The sequence below is a fragment of the Nocardioides sp. J54 genome (genome assembly GCF_000519005.1).
Classification (GTDB): Bacteria; Actinomycetota; Actinomycetes; order Propionibacteriales; family Nocardioidaceae; genus Nocardioides.
The window spans coordinates 92760-108946 of sequence record NZ_JAER01000003.1 but is presented as its reverse complement, the minus strand read 5'-3'; the positions used below and the strand labels follow the sequence as shown (position 1 = coordinate 108946).

Here is a 16187-nt window from a genome sequence, read left to right as displayed (position 1 = left end):
ACCCCGGCGGCAGGATGCAGGGGAGAGACCTACCGACAACGAGCTCAGTCGATGTGGCAGTCGACGGGGAGACGGAGACGCGATGGCCAGCAAGAACAGCTTCGGTGCCAAGAGCACCCTGGACGTGGACGGCAAGTCCTACGAGATCTTCCGCCTCGACGCGGTCAAGGGCGAGGGCCTGGACGTCGAGAGCCTGCCGTTCTCGCTGAAGGTCCTCCTCGAGAACCTGCTGCGCACCGAGGACGGGGCGGACATCACCGCCGAGGACATCAAGGCCCTCGCGGGCTGGGACGAGAACGCCCAGCCCGACAAGGAGATCCAGTTCACGCCGGCGCGCGTGATCATGCAGGACTTCACCGGCGTGCCCTGTGTCGTCGACCTCGCCACCATGCGCGAGGCGATGGCCGAGCTCGGCGGCGACGCCACGAGGATCAACCCGCTCGCGCCCGCCGAGATGGTCATCGACCACTCCGTCATCGCCGACGTCTTCGGCACGCCCGAGGCGTTCCAGCGCAACGTCGAGATCGAGTACGAGCGCAACCGCGAGCGCTACCAGTTCCTCCGCTGGGGCCAGGGCGCCTTCGACGACTTCAAGGTCGTCCCGCCGGGCACCGGCATCGTGCACCAGGTCAACATCGAGCACCTCGCGCGCACCGTCTTCACCCGTGAGGTCGACGGCGAGCTGCTGGCCTACCCCGACACCTGCGTCGGCACCGACTCGCACACCACCATGGTCAACGGCATCGGCGTCGTCGGCTGGGGCGTCGGCGGCATCGAGGCAGAGGCGGCCATGCTCGGCCAGCCGGTCTCCATGCTCATCCCGCGCGTCGTCGGCTTCAAGCTGACCGGCGAGCTCCCCGAGGGCTCCACCGCCACCGACCTGGTGCTCACGATCACCGAGATGCTGCGCCAGCACGGTGTGGTCGGCAAGTTCGTCGAGTTCTACGGCGAGGGCGTCGGCGCGCTGCCGCTGGCCAACCGCGCCACCATCGGCAACATGTCGCCGGAGTTCGGCTCCACGATCGCCGTCTTCCCGATCGACGAGGAGACCGTCAACTACCTGCGCCTGACCGGCCGCTCGGACGAGCAGCTCGCGCTCGTCGAGAAGTACGCCAAGGAGCAGGGCCTCTGGCTCGACCCGTCGGCCGAGCCGCGCTACTCGGAGAAGCTCGAGCTGGACCTGGCCACGGTCGTCCCGTCCATCGCCGGCCCGAAGCGCCCGCAGGACCGCGTCCTCGTGTCCGAGGCCAAGGCCGCCTTCCGCGGCGCGCTCGTCGACTACGCCGGCGAGGCCCAGGACACCAAGGGCTACGACGAGGCCGTCGAGGAGACCTTCCCGGGCTCCGACGCCCCCTCGCACGACCCGAACCAGTCCAACGGTGAGGACGCTCCGCGCGAGCACCTCTCGGCCGCGCCCGCCGACGGCGGCCGCGCGTCGAGCCCGATCGAGGTCACCCTCGAGGACGGCACGACGTTCACCCTCGACCACGGCGCGGTGACGATCGCATCGATCACCTCCTGCACCAACACGTCGAACCCGTCGGTCATGATCGGCGCCGCCCTGCTGGCGAAGAAGGCCGTCGAGAAGGGCCTGGAGCGCAAGCCGTGGGTCAAGTCGACCCTGGCGCCGGGCTCGAAGGTCGTCTCGGACTACTACGAGAAGGCCGGCCTCACGCCGTACCTCGACAAGCTCGGGTTCAACCTCGTCGGCTACGGCTGCGTCACCTGCATCGGCAACTCGGGCCCGCTCATCCCCGAGGTCTCCGCCGCGGTGCAGGAGAACGACCTCGCCGTCGTCTCGGTGCTGTCGGGCAACCGCAACTTCGAGGGCCGGATCAACCCGGACATCAAGATGAACTACCTGGCGTCCCCGCCGCTGGTCGTCGCGTACGCGCTCGCCGGCTCCATGGACGTCGACCTGTTCAACGACCCGCTGGGCAACGACTCCGAGGGCAACCCGGTCTACCTCAAGGACATCTGGCCCTCGCCGGCCGAGGTCGAGGAGACCATCGCCCAGGCGATCACCTCGGACATGTTCACCGACTCCTACGCCGACGTCTTCAAGGGTGACGAGCGCTGGCAGTCGCTGCCCACCCCGGAGGGCAACACCTTCGCGTGGGACGAGTCGTCGACCTACGTCCGCAAGGCGCCGTACTTCGACGGCATGCCCGACGAGCCGGCCCCGGTCACCGACATCGACGGCGCGCGGGTCCTGCTCAAGCTCGGCGACTCGGTCACCACCGACCACATCTCGCCGGCCGGCTCGATCAAGGCCGACTCGCCCGCGGGCAAGTACCTCACGGAGAACGGCGTCGCCCCGCGCGACTTCAACTCCTACGGCTCGCGCCGCGGCAACCACGAGGTGATGATCCGCGGCACGTTCGCCAACATCCGCCTGCGCAACCAGATCGCGCCGGGCACCGAGGGCGGCTTCACCCGCGACTTCACCCAGGCCGACGCGCCGGTCACCACGGTGTACGACGCCTCGGTGAGCTACCAGGAGGCCGGCATCCCGCTCGTCGTCCTGGCCGGCAAGGAGTACGGCTCGGGCTCGTCGCGCGACTGGGCGGCCAAGGGCACCTCGCTGCTGGGCGTCAAGGCGGTCATCGCTGAGAGCTACGAGCGCATCCACCGCTCCAACCTCATCGGCATGGGCGTCATCCCACTGCAGTTCCCCGAGGGCCAGAACGCCGAGTCGCTCGGCCTGACCGGCGAGGAGACCTTCTCGATCTCGGGCATCACCGAGCTCAACGAGGGCACCACCCCGCGCACCGTGAAGGTCACCACCGACTCCGGCGTGGAGTTCGACGCGGTCGTCCGCATCGACACCCCCGGTGAGGCGAACTACTACCGCAACGGCGGCATCATGCAGTACGTGCTGCGCAACCTGCTGCGCGGCTGACCCAGCCCGAGCGAACCGACGGCCCGTCCCTCCCGAGGGGCGGGCCGTCGGCGTTCCCGGGAGGTCATCGGAAAAGTTCCGGGGACGCCCCCTCCTTCCATCCCATTCGCGGCGTACGGGAGGGTGAGCCCACCCCAGGAGGACCCCGATGACCGACCTGCGCGACCTGCGCCACCTGCTCGACGAGCTCGCCGACCACGCCCCGACCGACACCGGCCCGACCGGCGCCGGCGCTGCGGGCACCCGCAGCCTCTGGCGCCGCGGAGTACGACGCCACCGCGCCCGGCAGGCCGTCCGGGTCGGCGCGGTCGCCGCTGCGACCGCCCTGGTCGCGTCGCTGGCCCTGGTCACGGTGCAGCACGATCCCGAGCCCCCGGTCGCGATGCCGTTCGCCGACCTCCACCTGCCGCGCACGGTGCACGCGCCCGACGCGCGGGCCGAGGGCACCGGGAGCGCCGGCGCACCCGGCCCGCTGGCCGTGGTCGGCTCGGCGCTCCGCGAGGGCAACCGGCAGGAGGAGGGCGCCGTCGAGCAGGCCGGGACGTGGCCCTTCGGGATCTCCGCCGTCGACGGCTCCGCGGTGTTCCTCGACCTGCCCGGGACGCGGCCGGAGTCCCTCGGCGACGACCACCTGGTGCTCTCGCCCGACGGCACGAAGGTGGGCTACACCCGCTACTCCGCGGACCTGGAGGTGGTCGGCTTCGCCGTCCTCGACACCGTCACCGGCCGCGCCCGCATGCTCGAGGACCCCGACCACGACGTGATCCGGGGGATGGACGTCTCGGGGCTCACCTTCTCCGGCGACTCGCGCTACCTCGAGACGTCCTACTCGCTGACCGGCAGCGACCGGCCCCGGGAGCGCTCACTCGTCCTGTGGGACGTCGCGACGGGGGAGCGGCTGGTCGCGGAGCCCGCCGGGCGCTACTGGCTGCCGAACATGGGCTCGGCACCCAGCGGCACGGTGTGGTCCCGCGGCACGCGCACGTTCCGCTTCGACCCGAGCACCGGGGGGACGACGTCGGTCGACATGGGCGTCGAGGTCTACGAGGCGTCGTACGGCCCGGAGGTGGAGGCGGTCGCCGTCGTCGCGCCCGGTGAGGCCGACGCCGCCGACTGGCGCCTGCTGGTGGGGCCGAGCCCCACGGACCTGCGGGAGGTGGACCTGCCGATCGACGCCAGCGAGGTGCTCGGCTGGACCGACGCCGGGCACGTCGTCGTCGGCGAGGCCCCGGGCCTCGGGGCGGTCGAGGTCGACGTGGCCACCGGGGACGTCGTCGACCTCGGCCTCGCCGTCCGCGGTGACGTCATGGGCCGACCCCACTACGCCGCCGACCTGTGGGCCAACCCGCTCGTCGAGGGCTACCGGACCACCGCCGCGGACCAGCCCGCGTGGCAGGCGTGGCTGGCCCTCGGTCTGCCGGTGGTGCTGCTCGCCGGCGCGGGTGCCGTCGTGTGGAGGTCCCGTGCGCGACGATGAGGAGCTCCCGGCCTCCTTCGAGGCCTTCGTGCTCGCCCGCCGCGGCGCCCTCCTGCGCACCGCCTTCCTGCTGACCGGCGACGCCCACGCTGCCGAGGACCTCGTGCAGACGGCGCTGGTGAAGGTGGTCGGCCGCTGGCGGCGCATCCAGGCCGACCCCGAGCCCTACGTCCGCACGGTGCTGGGGCGCGAGAGCGTCAACCGCTGGCGGCGCCGGCGCTGGCGCGAGGTGACCACCGACCAGCTGCCCGAGGCGGTCGGCCGCGAGGACGGCACGGTCGACCGGCTCGACCTCCGCGCTGCGCTCGACCGGCTCGCCCCGCGCCAGCGCGCGGTGCTGGTGCTGCGCTACTACGAGGACCTCACCGAGGCGCAGACCGCCGAGGTGCTCGGCATCGCCGTCGGCACGGTGAAGTCCCACGCCCGCGACGCCCTGGCCCGGCTGCGGCTCGAGGCCGTCGATACCGTGAGCCCATGATCGTCGCCTTCAGCATCAGTCCGTCGGCAGCGGACGACACCGGCGGGGTGTCCGAGGCCGTCGCCCGCGCCGTGCAGGTGGTCCGGGAGTCCGGGCTGCCCAACGAGACCAACGCGATGTTCACCAACATCGAGGGCGAGTGGGACGAGGTGATGGCGGTGGTCAAGCGGGCCGTCGACGTCGTTGCCGAGACCTCCCCGCGGGTCGGGCTGGTGCTCAAGGCCGACATCCGCCCCGGCCACACCGGTGAGCTCACCGCGAAGGTCGAGCGGGTGGAGAAGGCGCTCGAGCAGTGAACCAGCCGCCCCCGCCGCCGTACCAGCCGCCGAACCAGCCGCCGAACCAGCCGCCGAACCAGCCGCCGCCCGGGTGGGCCCCGCCGCCGCAGCAGCCCCCGGCCTGGGGGCAGGCCCAGCCGCCCTACCCGGTCGCGCCGCCGCCGTACCCGCCGGCCGGGTTCCAGCAGCCGCCCCCGCCGCGGCGCGGCCGCGTGGTGCCGGTCGTGATCGCGGTCGTCGCCGCGGTCCTCGTCCTCGCCGCGGCCATCCTCGTCCCGGTCCTGCTCAGCGGCGACGACGATGACGAGCCCGCCGTCGCCGACCGGCGCGGCGACGACGCGTCCGGGCCGAGCGACCTCGACGACGTCCAGTCCTTCGAGGACCTCACCAACCAGCACCTCGACATCGGCGAGGAGCACTCCTACCCGCAGTCCCCGCCGGTCGGCGGCGACCACGCGCCGATCTGGCTCGAGTGCGGCGTCTACGACGAGCCCGTGCCGGTCGAGTACGTCGTGCACGACCTCGAGCACGGCACCACCTGGCTGACCTACCGCCCCGACGACCTCGACGCCGACGGGATCGAGCGCCTCGCCGAGCAGCTGCCCGCCAACGGGATCATGTCGCCGTACGCCGACCAGTCGGCGCCGGTCGTGATCACGGTGTGGGGACGCCAGCTGGAGCTGACCGGCCCGGACGACCCCCGGATCGGCCTGTTCATCACGAAGTTCGGTGCGGGCGACACCGCGCCGGAGCCGTTCGCCTCCTGCAACGGCGGGGTCAGTCCCGACGACCTGGCGCCGCTCGGCGGGCCGGTCGTCTAGGTCCCCGGCGCCTGCCCGCGGGGTCGCTACGGTGGGCGCCGTGCAGCGGTTCGCCTCGGTCATCCTCGTCGACGAGCGGGGCTGGGTGCTGCTCCAGGAGCGCGACGAGCACCCCGTCATCGACCCCGAGCGCTGGGGCTTCGTCGGCGGCCACGTCGACGACGGCGAGGAGCCGGACGACGCCGCCTACCGCGAGCTGACCGAGGAGACCGGGCTCGAGGTCGCCCCGCCGGGCCTGCCGCTGTGGCAGGAGTTCACCGTCTTCCACGAGGCCTACGGCACCGACGACTCGGTCCGCGTCTACGCCGCCCGCACCACGGCGACCGACGCGGACGTGGTCGTCGGCGAGGGGCGGCAGATCGTCTTCGTCGACCCCGCCCGCGTGCCCGACCTGCCGCTGACCACCGCCGCGGCGGTGATCCTGCCCGCCTTCCTCGCCTCCGACCGCTACCAGGAGCTGCTGCGATGACCTTCTCCGCGTTCGCCGTCCCCGGCCACGGTGCCGAGGACGTCGTGGTCGCCACCTCCGGGCCCGACGAGGGCTGCGTGTTCACCGGGACCGAGGACGGCGCGATCTTCCGCGTCTCCCACGACGGTCGCCGCATCGATCGGGTCGCCCACACGGGCGGGCGTCCGCTGGGCCTCGAGCTCGCCCCCGACGGCCGGCTGCTCGTGTGCGACGCCCGCCGCGGCCTGCTCTGGGTCGACCCCGCGAGCGGTCACCTCGACCTGGTCACCGACGGCGTGGGCGGACGGCCGATGAAGTTCTGCAACAACGGCGCCATCGCGTCCGACGGCACGCTGTGGTGGTCGGACTCGTCCACGCAGTTCGGGATCGAGCAGTGGAAGCACGACTTCGTCCGCAACACCCGCACCGGTCGGCTGCTGCGCCGCGCGCCGGACGGCACCGTCTCGGTCGTGCTCGACGGACTCGCCTTCGCCAACGGGGTCACGCTCTCGGCGGCCGAGGACTTCGTGTGCGTCGCGGAGACCGGCGCCCGCACCGTGGTGCGCTACTGGACGAGCGGACCCCGCGCCGGTGAGCGCGACTTCCTGGTCACCGACCTGCCGGGCTACCCCGACAACATCGCCCGCGGCAGCGACGGGCTGGTCTGGGTCAGCATCGCCAGCCCGACCGACCCGGTCGTGGAGCGGCTCCAGCACGGCCCGATGGCCCTGCGCCGGCTCGCCACCGCCCTGCCCGAGGCGGTGCAGCCGAAGCCGAAGGAGACCGTCCGCGCGCTCGCGTACGACGACCAGGGCCGCCTCGTGCACGACGTCGACGTCCGCCCGGCCGAGCACGGTGCGTCGTACCACATGGTCACCGGCGTGCGGGAGCACGACGGGCGGCTGTGGATGGGCAGCCTGCACGAGCCGGCGATCGCGGTCCACGACCTGTGAGCGCATAAAGTGGGGCCCATGGCTGTCCTCGACCAGATCACCGCACCGCGCGACCTGCGCGGCCTGTCCGAGGACGAGCTGACCCAGCTCGCGGCCGAGATCCGCGACCTGATGATCCGGACCGTCGCGACCAACTCCGGTCACCTCGGGCCCAACCTGGGTGTCGTCGAGCTGACCCTGGCGATCCACCGGGTCTTCGACTCGCCGCGCGACAAGGTCGTCTTCGACACCGGCCACCAGTCCTACGTGCACAAGCTGGTCACCGGTCGGGCCGGTGACTTCGCCTCGCTGCGCCGCGAGGGCGGGCTCAGCGGCTACCCGAGCCAGGCCGAGTCCGAGCACGACCTGGTCGAGAACTCCCACGCCTCTACCGCGCTCAGCTACGCCGACGGCCTCGCGAAGGCGTACGCGATCCGCGGCGAGGACCGCCACACCGTCGCCGTCATCGGCGACGGCGCCCTGACCGGCGGCATGGCCTGGGAGGCGCTCAACAACATCGCGATCCAGCACGACAGCCGGCTGGTCATCGTCGTCAACGACAACGGCCGCTCCTACACCCCGACCATCGGCGGCCTCGCGACCGCACTGACCTCGCTGCGCACCGACCCGCGCTACGAGACCCTGCTCGAGGTGGTCAAGAAGCGGCTCAACGCCGTCCCGGGCGTCGGCCCCGCGGCCTACGACGCCCTGCACGCCATGAAGAAGGGCATCAAGGACGCGCTCGCCCCGCAGGGCCTCTTCGAGGACCTCGGGCTCAAGTACGTCGGGCCGGTCGACGGCCACGACCGCGGCGCGATGGAGCAGGCACTCTCCCAGGCGAAGAAGTTCGGCGGCCCGGTGATCGTGCACGCCATCACCCGCAAGGGCTACGGCTACGACCCGGCGGAGCGGCACGAGGCCGACCAGTTCCACGCCCCCGGCCCCTTCGACGTGCAGACCGGCGCCGAGAAGCCCAAGGGCCCGATCTGGACCGACCACTTCGCCGAGCACGTCGTCACCATCGGCGAGCGCCGCCCCGACGTCGTCGCGATCACCGCGGCGATGATGCACCCTGTCGGCCTCGACGAGTTCCAGAGGCGCTTCCCGGACCGCACCTTCGACGTGGGCATCGCCGAGCAGCACGCCGCGACCTCCGCGGCCGGGCTCGCCATGGGCGGGCTGCACCCGGTCTTCGCCGTCTACGCCACCTTCCTCAACCGGGCCTTCGACCAGGTCCTGATGGACGTGGCGCTGCACAAGTGCGGCGTCACCTTCGTGCTCGACCGCTCCGGCGTCACCGGCGACGACGGAGCCAGCCACAACGGCATGTGGGACATGTCGATCCTCCAGGTCGTGCCCGGGCTGCGGCTCGCCGCGCCGCGCGACGTCCCGCGGATGCGCGAGCTGCTCGACGAGGCCGTGGAGGTCTCCGACGCCCCGACCGTCGTCCGCTTCCCCAAGGGACCGCCGCCCGCCGACGTCGAGGCGATCGACACGGTCGGCGGCTGCGACGTGCTGGTGCGCGAGGGCGAGCAGGACGTGCTCGTGGTCTCGGTCGGCGCGATGGCCCCCGTCGCCGTCGACGTCGCCGCCCGGCTGCGCGACCAGGGCATCGGCGTGACCGTCGTCGACCCCCGCTGGGTCAAGCCGGTCGACCCCGCCCTGCTCGAGCTCGCCCGCAGCCACCGCCGCGTCGTCACCATCGAGGACAACGGCGTCGTCGGGGGAGTGGGCGCCGTCCTGCTGCAGACCATGGCCGAGGCCGGCATCCGCACCCCGGTGCGCCTGCACGGCATCCCTCAGCAGTTCCTCGACCACGCCAAGCGCGCGGCGATCCTCGAGCAGGTCGGCCTGACCTCGTCGGCCATCGCGCTGCAGGCGGTCCACGACATCACCGCCGAGCCCGCGGACCCCGACGGGGCCGCGCTGCTCGATGCCGACAGGAGCCGGTGAGCTGGCCAGGCGCCGCCTCGCGGCGCTCGCCTGCGCGGCGCTCCTGCCGCTGACGGCCTGCTCCGACGACCCGCCGCCGCCGACCCACGGCGGCTCCGCCTACGAGGACGTGGCCGCGCGGATGCAGGCCACGCTGGACCAGCGCGCCGCGTCCCTGCGCCGCGGTGACCTCGCCCGCTTCCGCGCGACCCTGGACCGCTCGGATGCCGGCCTCGTCGACACCCAGCAGGTGTACTTCGACAACATCGCCCAGCTGCCCGTCGGCCGGCTGCGGCTGCGGGTCCTGCCCGACACCATCACCCCGGTCGACGGCAGCGGGGTGGACAGCACGGAGTACTGGGCCGAGGTGGTCGTCGCCCTCGCGCTGGAAGGGTACGACGCTGCGCCGGTCCGCACCCGCGACCGCTACCGCTTCGTGCCCACCCGGGACGGCTCCCGCCTGGTCGTCGGCTCGACGACCGACTACGCGTGGGAGGAGCAGCACCCCGGCAACGCCCAGCCGTGGGACCTGCACGCCATCCACGTCGAGCAGGCGGCCGGGGTGCTCGGCATCTTCGACTCCTGGACCGACGAGGACGCCTGGCAGGTGCTCGACGCCGCCAGCAGCGGCCGGTCCGACGTCCGCAGCGTCGTCGGCTCCGACGACGCCTCCCCGGCCCTCGACGGGGTCGTCGTCTACGCCGTGCAGGACCTGTCCTTCCTCGACGGGCTCGCCGGGCAGACCGTCGGCGACCCCGACCGCGTCGACGGGCTGACGATCGCGGTGCCGGTGGACGCGGCCGCGCCGGGCAGGGGCGTGGCGTCGTACCGGATCTTCGTGAACCCGCGCGTCCTCGACGAGCCGTCTGCCGTGCTCGGCCGCCTGGTGCGCCACGAGCTCACCCACGCACTGCTCGGTGCCCGCGGCCGCGGCGCGCCGCTGTGGCTCAGCGAGGGCATCGCGGAGTACGCCTCCGTCCGCTCGATGTCGCCGGGCCAGCGGCGGCTCCCGTCGCGCGCGCTGGACGTGGGCGCGTCGGCGACCGACCTCCCGGGGCACGCCGAGTTCGGCAGCACCGACGCCGAGGCGTGGTACGCCGTGTCGTGGTGGGTGTGCGAGTACGTCGCCGCCACCTACGGCGAGTCCACCCTGCTCGGGCTGCTGGAGCAGCTCGCCGGCGGCGCCGACCAGGACCGGGTGCTGCCCGACGTGCTGGGCATCGACGGCCCCAGCCTCGTCCGGCGCGGCGTGGCCATGATGACGACCACCTACGGCTGACGCTGCCAGACCGGCAGACCGGCAGACCGGCAGACCGGCAGACCGGCAGACCGGCAGACCGGCAGACCGGCAGACCGGCAGACGGGCAGGACGAGCGTCACAGCCGCCTTCCGACCGGTCACCGGGGTGCGGGGAATAGGCTTCTCACGTGACTTCGCCGACCCGCCTCGTCCACATCGTCGACGAGGTGCCCGAGCTCGCCGACGTCGAGACCCTGCGGATGGTGGTCGCCCTGGACGGCTTCCTCGACGCAGGGAACGCGGGTGCCCTCGCCTGCCGCCACCTGGTTCGCACCGGGGCGTCGACGCCCGAGGGAGGCGGGGTGGTCGTCGCGACCTTCGACGTGGACCAGCTCCACGACTACCGGGCGCGGCGCCCACCGATGACCTTCGCCCGGGACCACTACGAGGGCTACGAGGCGCCCCGGCTGGTGGTGCGCCTGCTCCACGACCACGGCGGCACGCCGTACCTGCTGCTGCACGGCCCGGAGCCCGACATCCGCTGGGAGGCGTTCTGCCGCGCGGTGCGCGAGGTGGTCGAGCGGTTCCGCGTCGACCTCGTCGTGTCGATCGGCTCGGTGCCGATGGCGGTCCCGCACACCCGGCCGATCGCGATCACCCACCACGCCAACAACCCCGACCTGCTGACCGGCACCAGCCCGTGGCGCGGCGAGCTGCGCGTGCCCGGCAGCGCGCAGGCGCTGCTCGAGATCCGCCTCGGCGAGTGGGGCCACGACGCGCAGGGCTTCGTCGCGCACGTCCCGCACTACCTCGCCCAGCTCGACTACCCGCGCGCGGCGCGCAGCCTGCTCGAGCACGTCGAGCTCGCCGCGCGGCTCACCATCGACCTCAACGAGCTCGGCGAGCTGGCCGAGCAGCGCGACGAGGAGATCGCCCGCTACCTCTCCGCCAACGAGGAGGTGCAGGACGTCGTGACCGCGCTGGAGCAGCAGTACGACACCTTCGCCCGTGCCGAGGCGGAGGGCAGCAGCCTCCTCGCCGAGGACGAGCCCCTGCCGACCGGTGAGGAGATCGGTCAGCAGTTCGAGCAGTTCCTTGCCGGCCTGGAGGGCCCTGACGAGACCGGAGGACAGGCGTGACCGACCGCGTGATGGGGGAGGCGACGAAGAAGCTCGTCGACCTCCTGGACCTCGAACAGCTCGACACCGACCTGTTCCGCGGCCAGCAGCCCGAGACGATCCGCCAGCGCGTGTACGGCGGTCAGGTGGCCGCGCAGGCGCTCATCGCCGCGTCTCGGACGGTCCCCGAGGGCTTCCAGGTGCACTCGCTGCACTCGTACTTCCTGCTGCCCGGCGACTACAACGTGCCGATCATCTACGACGTCGAGCGGATCCGCGACGGCAAGTCGTTCTCGACCCGCCGCGTCCTCGCCCGCCAGCACGGCCGGCCGATCTACTACCAGTCGCTGAACTTCCAGCGCCCCGAGGAGGGCCTGGAGCACCAGGACGTCATGCCCGAGGTCCGGCCTCCCGAGGAGGGCCTGGACATGATGCAGCTGATGACCGAGCGCGGCGCCGACGACGGGCTCAGCAAGGAGTGGGCGGCGCTCGACGTGCGCTGGCTGGGCAACTCCGGCCACGGCGGCATCGAGGAGGACCCGATGCGCCCGTCGCGGACCCAGGTCTGGATCCGGGTCGACGGCCCGCTCAGCGACGAGCCGCTGGAGCACCTCGCGACCTTCACCTACGCCAGCGACGTGTCCCTGCTCGGCGCGACCCTCGCGGCGCACCCCCAGTCCGGGCCGCACGAGGTCCAGATGGCCTCGCTCGACCACACGATCTGGTTCCACCGGCCCTTCCGCGCCGACGAGTGGTGGCTCTACGACCAGTGGTCGCCGTCGGCCAGCGGCGGCCGCGGACTCGCGCTCGGCCGGATCTTCACCCAGGACGGCACCCTGGTCGCGACCGTGGCCCAGGAGGGCCTGATCCGGCCGCGCCCCGCACGCTGACCGTCCCGGACGGACGAGAAGGGCCGGCCCCCGCGTGGGGACCGGCCCTTCGTCGTACCGCTCAGAGTGCCGTCGTGCGGCCCAGCAGGTGCGGTGCGCCGTTCTTCGGGTTCACCAGGGTGAAGTCCCAGCCGCTGTCGGTGCGATCGGCGCCGAACTGCGCCTTGCCCGGCAGGAAGATCGGCTTCTTGAAGGCGACCTCGACCTTCACTGCGTCGGGCAGCCGGTTCTCCAGCGCGGCGATGCAACGCGCCTTGCTCCACATGCCGTGGGCGATGTGGCGCGGGAAGCCGAGCGCCCTGGCGGTCAGCGGGTAGAGGTGGATCGGGTTCCGGTCACCGGACACGGCGCCGTAGGTGCGGCCGATGTTCTCCGGGATGCTCCAGACCGGGCCCTTCGCCTCGACCTTCGCCAGGCTCATGCCCGGGTCGCCGTGCTCCTTGTCGCCGCCGCCGACGCGCAGGTACGTCGACACCGACTCCCACACGACCTCGTCGCCGACCGTGCCGGTGACGTTCATGTCCCACGCCCGGCCCTTGGTGCTGGCCCGCAGGTTCTGGGCCCTCAGCCGCAGCGACACCGTCTCGCCGATGGCGACCGGTCGGTGCTGGACGATCGTGTTCTCCAGGTGCACCGAGCCGATGGCCGGGAAGGGGAAGGCCGCGTCGGTCATCAGCTGCATGTGCAGCGGGAACGCGAGCATGTGCAGGTAGGGGACCGGTGCGACGTCGCGGTTCGGGAAGCCGCAGACGGCGGCGTACCGCTCCACGGCCGAGCGCTCCACGACCACGTCCGTGCGCTCGAGCGTGAGGTCCGGGAGCGTGCGGCCGGTCTTCTTGATGCCCGGCAGCTGGTTCACGCCGGGGACCGCCGGCAGGGCGGCCTTCAGCATCACGGGGAGGGCCATGGTCAGGCCCCCAGCATCATCTGGCCGCACACCCGCACGACGTTGCCGTTGACGGCGGTCGAGGCGGGGGAGGCGTACCACGCGATGGTCTCGGCGACGTCGACCGGCAGGCCGCCCTGCGACATGGCGTTGAGGCGCTGGCCGACCTCGCGGGTCGCGAACGGCACGGCGGCGGTCATCTGGGTGATGATGAAGCCCGGCGCCACCGCGTTGACGGTGATGCCGTCCGAGAGCTTCTCGCTGAGCGAGTCGACCAGGCCGATGACGCCGGCCTTGGAGGCGGCGTAGCTGGTCTGGCCCAGGTTGCCCGCGATGCCGGCGATCGACGCGACGCCGATGATGCGGCCGTTGGCGTTGACGACGCCCTGCTCGAGCAGCTCGGCGGTGATCTTCTCCGGCGCGGCGAGGTTGATCTCGAGGACCTTGCCGAAGCGCTCGGGGTTCTGGTTCGCCAGCTTCTTGTCCATCGTGACGCCGGCGTTGTGCACGACGATGTCGACGCCGCCGTGCTTCTCCTTGAGGTGGTGCGCGATGCGCTGCGGCGCGTCGACCGAGGTGATGTCGAGGGTCAGCCAGTCGCCGTCGATCTCCTTCATCACCTTCTGCAGGTCGGAGGCGGCCTGCGGCACGTCGAGGCCGACGACCGTCGCACCGTCACGGTGCAGCACGCGGGCGATCTCCTCGCCGATGCCGCGGCTCGCGCCGGTCACGAACGCGACCTTGCCGGCCAGCGGGGCGGTCCAGTCGGCGAGCGCGGAGCCGTGCTGCTCGTCGTGGGCGCCGATGCGCACGACCTGGCCGGAGACGTACGCCGACTTGGGGCTCAGCAGGAAGCCGAGCGTGGAGAGGACCGAGTCCTCGTAGCCCTCGGCGACGTAGACCAGCTGGACGGTGCCGCCCTTGCCGATCTCCTTGCCGAGGCTGCGGGTGAAGCCCTCGAGCGCGCGCTGCGCGATCCGCTCGCTGCCCTCGACCAGCGCCGGCGGCGTGCCGATGACGACGATGCGCGCGCAGCTCTCGAGGCTGCGCATCAGCGGGGTGAAGAACTGCTGGAGCTCGACGAGCTCCTCGACGGAGGTGATGCCGGAGGCGTCGAAGACGAGGCCCTTGTAGCGCTCGCCGTCGGCCTGGGCGGTCGTCGACGTGACACCCAGGACGTCGAGGAGGCCGGGCAGCGACTCGGCAAGCCGGCCGCGGCCGCCGACGAGCACGGTGCCCTTGACCAGCGGGTCGCCGGCCTTGTAGCGCTCGAGCCGGGTGGGGTTCGGCAGCCCGAGGTTCTTGACGAGGAGCTTGCCGATCGGGGTGCTCACGAAGCCCTGGTACTTGTCAGTCATGTGCACCATGTAACTAGATGTGTAACTCTGAGTCCACATTTCGTGATCTCGCCCTCAAAGGGTTCTGCGGAGGGCCACGCTGAGTGAGGATTGATCCATGACCAACACTGTTCGCCGTGCTGCCGTACTCGGCGGTAACCGGATCCCGTTCGCCCGCTCCAACGGCGCGTACGCCACCGCGTCCAACCAGGAGATGCTGACCGCGGCCCTCGACGGGCTGGTGGCGCGCTTCGGCCTCGAGGGCGAGCGCCTCGGCGAGGTCGCCGGTGGTGCCGTGCTCAAGCACAGCCGCGACTTCAACCTGGTCCGCGAGTCCGTGCTCAGCACCCGCCTCGCGCCGGAGACCCCGGCCGTCGACCTGCAGCAGGCGTGCGGCACCGGCCTGCAGGCGATCAACTACATCGCGAACAAGATCAAGCTCGGCCAGATCGACTCCGGCATCGGCGGCGGCGTGGACACCACCTCCGACGCGCCGATCGCGATCGGCGAGAAGCTGCGCAAGAAGCTGATCCAGCTCAACAACGCGCGCTCCACCAAGGACCGCCTCGCGATCCTGGCCACCATCCGCCCCGGCGACATCGGCCTGGCCATCCCGTCCAACGGTGAGCCGCGCACGAAGCTGTCGATGGGGGACCATCAGGCGCTGACCGCGCTGGAATGGCAGATCACCCGCGAGGCCCAGGACGAGCTGGCCGTCTCCTCGCACCACAAGCTCGCGGCGTCGTACGACGAGGGCTGGCAGGACGACCTGATCACCCCGTTCCGCGGCCTCGAGCGCGACAACAACCTGCGCCCCGACTCCTCGCTGGAGAAGCTGGCCAAGCTCAAGCCGGTCTTCGGCAAGGGCGAGGCGGCCACCATGACCGCCGCGAACTCCACCCCGCTGACCGATGGTGCCTCCGCCGTCCTGCTCGGCTCCGAGGAGTGGGCCGAGGCGCACGGCCTCGAGGTGCTGGCCTACTTCGTCGACTCCGAGGTCGCCGCCGTCGACTTCGTCAACGGCGCCGAGGGCCTGCTCATGGCCCCCGCGTACGCCGCGCCGCGGATGCTCGAGCGCAACGGGCTGACGCTGCAGGACTTCGACTTCTACGAGATCCACGAGGCCTTCGCCTCGCAGGTCCTCTCCACGCTCGCCGCGTGGGAGAGCCCGGTCTTCTGCAAGGAGCGCCTGGGCCTCGACACGCCGCTCGGCTCGATCGACCGCGCCAGGCTCAACGTCAAGGGTTCCTCGCTGGCCGCGGGCCACCCGTTCGCCGCGACCGGCGGACGGATCGTCGCCAACACCGCCAAGCTGCTCAAGGCCAACGGTGGCGGCCGTGCGCTGATCTCGGTCTGCGCCGCCGGCGGCCAGGGCGTCGTCGCGATCATGGAGCGCTGAGCGCCGACCCGCTGCACGACGTGCCGTGCCCGCCCGGGATGATCGGGCGC

The 16187-nt window shown here is 72.2% G+C and carries 14 protein-coding genes; 12 read left to right on the top strand and 2 right to left on the bottom strand.

All coding sequences use genetic code 11. From position 1 onward, the window contains the following. Window positions 1–82 precede the first annotated feature (82 nt). The 11 genes from NOCJ54_RS0103065 (at window position 83) to NOCJ54_RS0103015 (ending at window position 12515) form a co-directional block, all read left to right on the top strand. Window positions 83–2902, top strand: a complete 2820-nt coding sequence (locus tag NOCJ54_RS0103065) for an aconitate hydratase (protein ID WP_028654300.1) — start codon at window positions 83–85, stop codon at window positions 2900–2902. Between the two features lie 148 nt (window positions 2903–3050). Next, window positions 3051–4379 (top strand): hypothetical protein, encoded by a 1329-nt coding sequence (locus NOCJ54_RS0103060; protein ID WP_028654299.1) that lies wholly within the window; start codon window positions 3051–3053, stop codon window positions 4377–4379. Continuing rightward, entirely contained in the window at window positions 4366–4857 is a 492-nt protein-coding gene (locus NOCJ54_RS0103055; RefSeq protein ID WP_028654298.1) for a SigE family RNA polymerase sigma factor, read from the top strand. Before NOCJ54_RS0103060 ends, NOCJ54_RS0103055 begins: the two co-directional genes overlap by 14 nt. Further along, on the top strand, window positions 4854–5153 hold the full coding sequence (locus NOCJ54_RS0103050) for a thiamine-binding protein (protein ID WP_028654297.1): 300 nt from the start codon (window positions 4854–4856) through the stop codon (window positions 5151–5153). Before NOCJ54_RS0103055 ends, NOCJ54_RS0103050 begins: the two co-directional genes overlap by 4 nt. Continuing rightward, window positions 5150–5956 (top strand): DUF3105 domain-containing protein, encoded by an 807-nt coding sequence (locus NOCJ54_RS27975; protein WP_051485416.1) that lies wholly within the window; start codon window positions 5150–5152, stop codon window positions 5954–5956. Before NOCJ54_RS0103050 ends, NOCJ54_RS27975 begins: the two co-directional genes overlap by 4 nt. A gap of 40 nt (window positions 5957–5996) precedes the next feature. Further along, the gene (locus NOCJ54_RS0103040) at window positions 5997–6425 is read left to right on the top strand and encodes an NUDIX domain-containing protein (protein ID WP_036516696.1); all 429 of its coding nucleotides are present in this window, start codon (window positions 5997–5999) and stop codon (window positions 6423–6425) included. Then, window positions 6422–7357, top strand: coding sequence for an SMP-30/gluconolactonase/LRE family protein (locus NOCJ54_RS0103035; protein WP_028654295.1), 936 nt, complete (start codon window positions 6422–6424; stop codon window positions 7355–7357). Before NOCJ54_RS0103040 ends, NOCJ54_RS0103035 begins: the two co-directional genes overlap by 4 nt. 18 nt (window positions 7358–7375) lie before the next feature. Then, a complete protein-coding gene (gene dxs / locus NOCJ54_RS0103030) occupies window positions 7376–9289 on the top strand; it encodes a 1-deoxy-D-xylulose-5-phosphate synthase (RefSeq protein WP_028654294.1) in 1914 nt (637 codons plus the stop codon). Further along, window positions 9270–10547, top strand: a complete 1278-nt coding sequence (locus tag NOCJ54_RS0103025) for a hypothetical protein (protein ID WP_028654293.1) — start codon at window positions 9270–9272, stop codon at window positions 10545–10547. The genes dxs and NOCJ54_RS0103025 overlap by 20 nt, the downstream gene beginning before the upstream one ends. A 148-nt stretch (window positions 10548–10695) precedes the next feature. Beyond that, on the top strand, window positions 10696–11646 hold the full coding sequence (locus NOCJ54_RS0103020) for a proteasome assembly chaperone family protein (RefSeq protein WP_051485415.1): 951 nt from the start codon (window positions 10696–10698) through the stop codon (window positions 11644–11646). After that, complete coding sequence (locus tag NOCJ54_RS0103015; RefSeq protein ID WP_315897789.1) at window positions 11643–12515, top strand: acyl-CoA thioesterase; 873 nt, start codon at window positions 11643–11645, stop codon at window positions 12513–12515. Before NOCJ54_RS0103020 ends, NOCJ54_RS0103015 begins: the two co-directional genes overlap by 4 nt. Window positions 12516–12576: 61 nt before the next feature. On the opposite strand, the gene NOCJ54_RS0103010 is transcribed toward NOCJ54_RS0103015, so the two are convergent. Together NOCJ54_RS0103010 and NOCJ54_RS0103005 are read right to left on the bottom strand one after the other, a co-directional pair. After that, on the bottom strand, window positions 12577–13422 hold the full coding sequence (locus NOCJ54_RS0103010; RefSeq protein WP_036516627.1) for a MaoC family dehydratase: 846 nt from the start codon (window positions 13420–13422) through the stop codon (window positions 12577–12579). 2 nt (window positions 13423–13424) lie between these two features. After that, window positions 13425–14759 (bottom strand): 3-oxoacyl-ACP reductase, encoded by a 1335-nt coding sequence (locus NOCJ54_RS0103005; protein ID WP_028654289.1) that lies wholly within the window; start codon window positions 14757–14759, stop codon window positions 13425–13427. Window positions 14760–14856: 97 nt separating this feature from the next. On the opposite strand from NOCJ54_RS0103005, the gene NOCJ54_RS0103000 reads away from it, so the two are divergent. After that, entirely contained in the window at window positions 14857–16137 is a 1281-nt protein-coding gene (locus tag NOCJ54_RS0103000; protein ID WP_028654288.1) for an acetyl-CoA C-acetyltransferase, read from the top strand. The last annotated feature ends 50 nt before the right edge of the window (window positions 16138–16187 follow it).

Excerpts from the sequence above, each read along its gene's own strand:
- NOCJ54_RS0103060 (WP_028654299.1), top strand. The coding sequence starts at position 3,051 with ATGACCGACCTGCGCGACCTGCGCCACCTGCTCGACGAGCTCGCCGAC.
- NOCJ54_RS0103005 (WP_028654289.1), bottom strand. The coding sequence starts at position 14,759 with ATGACTGACAAGTACCAGGGCTTCGTGAGCACCCCGATCGGCAAGCTC.
- dxs (WP_028654294.1), top strand. The coding sequence starts at position 7,376 with ATGGCTGTCCTCGACCAGATCACCGCACCGCGCGACCTGCGCGGCCTG.
- NOCJ54_RS0103035 (WP_028654295.1), top strand. The coding sequence starts at position 6,422 with ATGACCTTCTCCGCGTTCGCCGTCCCCGGCCACGGTGCCGAGGACGTC.
- NOCJ54_RS0103000 (WP_028654288.1), top strand. The coding sequence starts at position 14,857 with ATGACCAACACTGTTCGCCGTGCTGCCGTACTCGGCGGTAACCGGATC.
- NOCJ54_RS0103065 (WP_028654300.1), top strand. The coding sequence starts at position 83 with ATGGCCAGCAAGAACAGCTTCGGTGCCAAGAGCACCCTGGACGTGGAC.
- NOCJ54_RS0103010 (WP_036516627.1), bottom strand. The coding sequence starts at position 13,422 with ATGGCCCTCCCCGTGATGCTGAAGGCCGCCCTGCCGGCGGTCCCCGGC.
- NOCJ54_RS0103050 (WP_028654297.1), top strand. The coding sequence starts at position 4,854 with ATGATCGTCGCCTTCAGCATCAGTCCGTCGGCAGCGGACGACACCGGC.
- NOCJ54_RS0103025 (WP_028654293.1), top strand. The coding sequence starts at position 9,270 with ATGCCGACAGGAGCCGGTGAGCTGGCCAGGCGCCGCCTCGCGGCGCTC.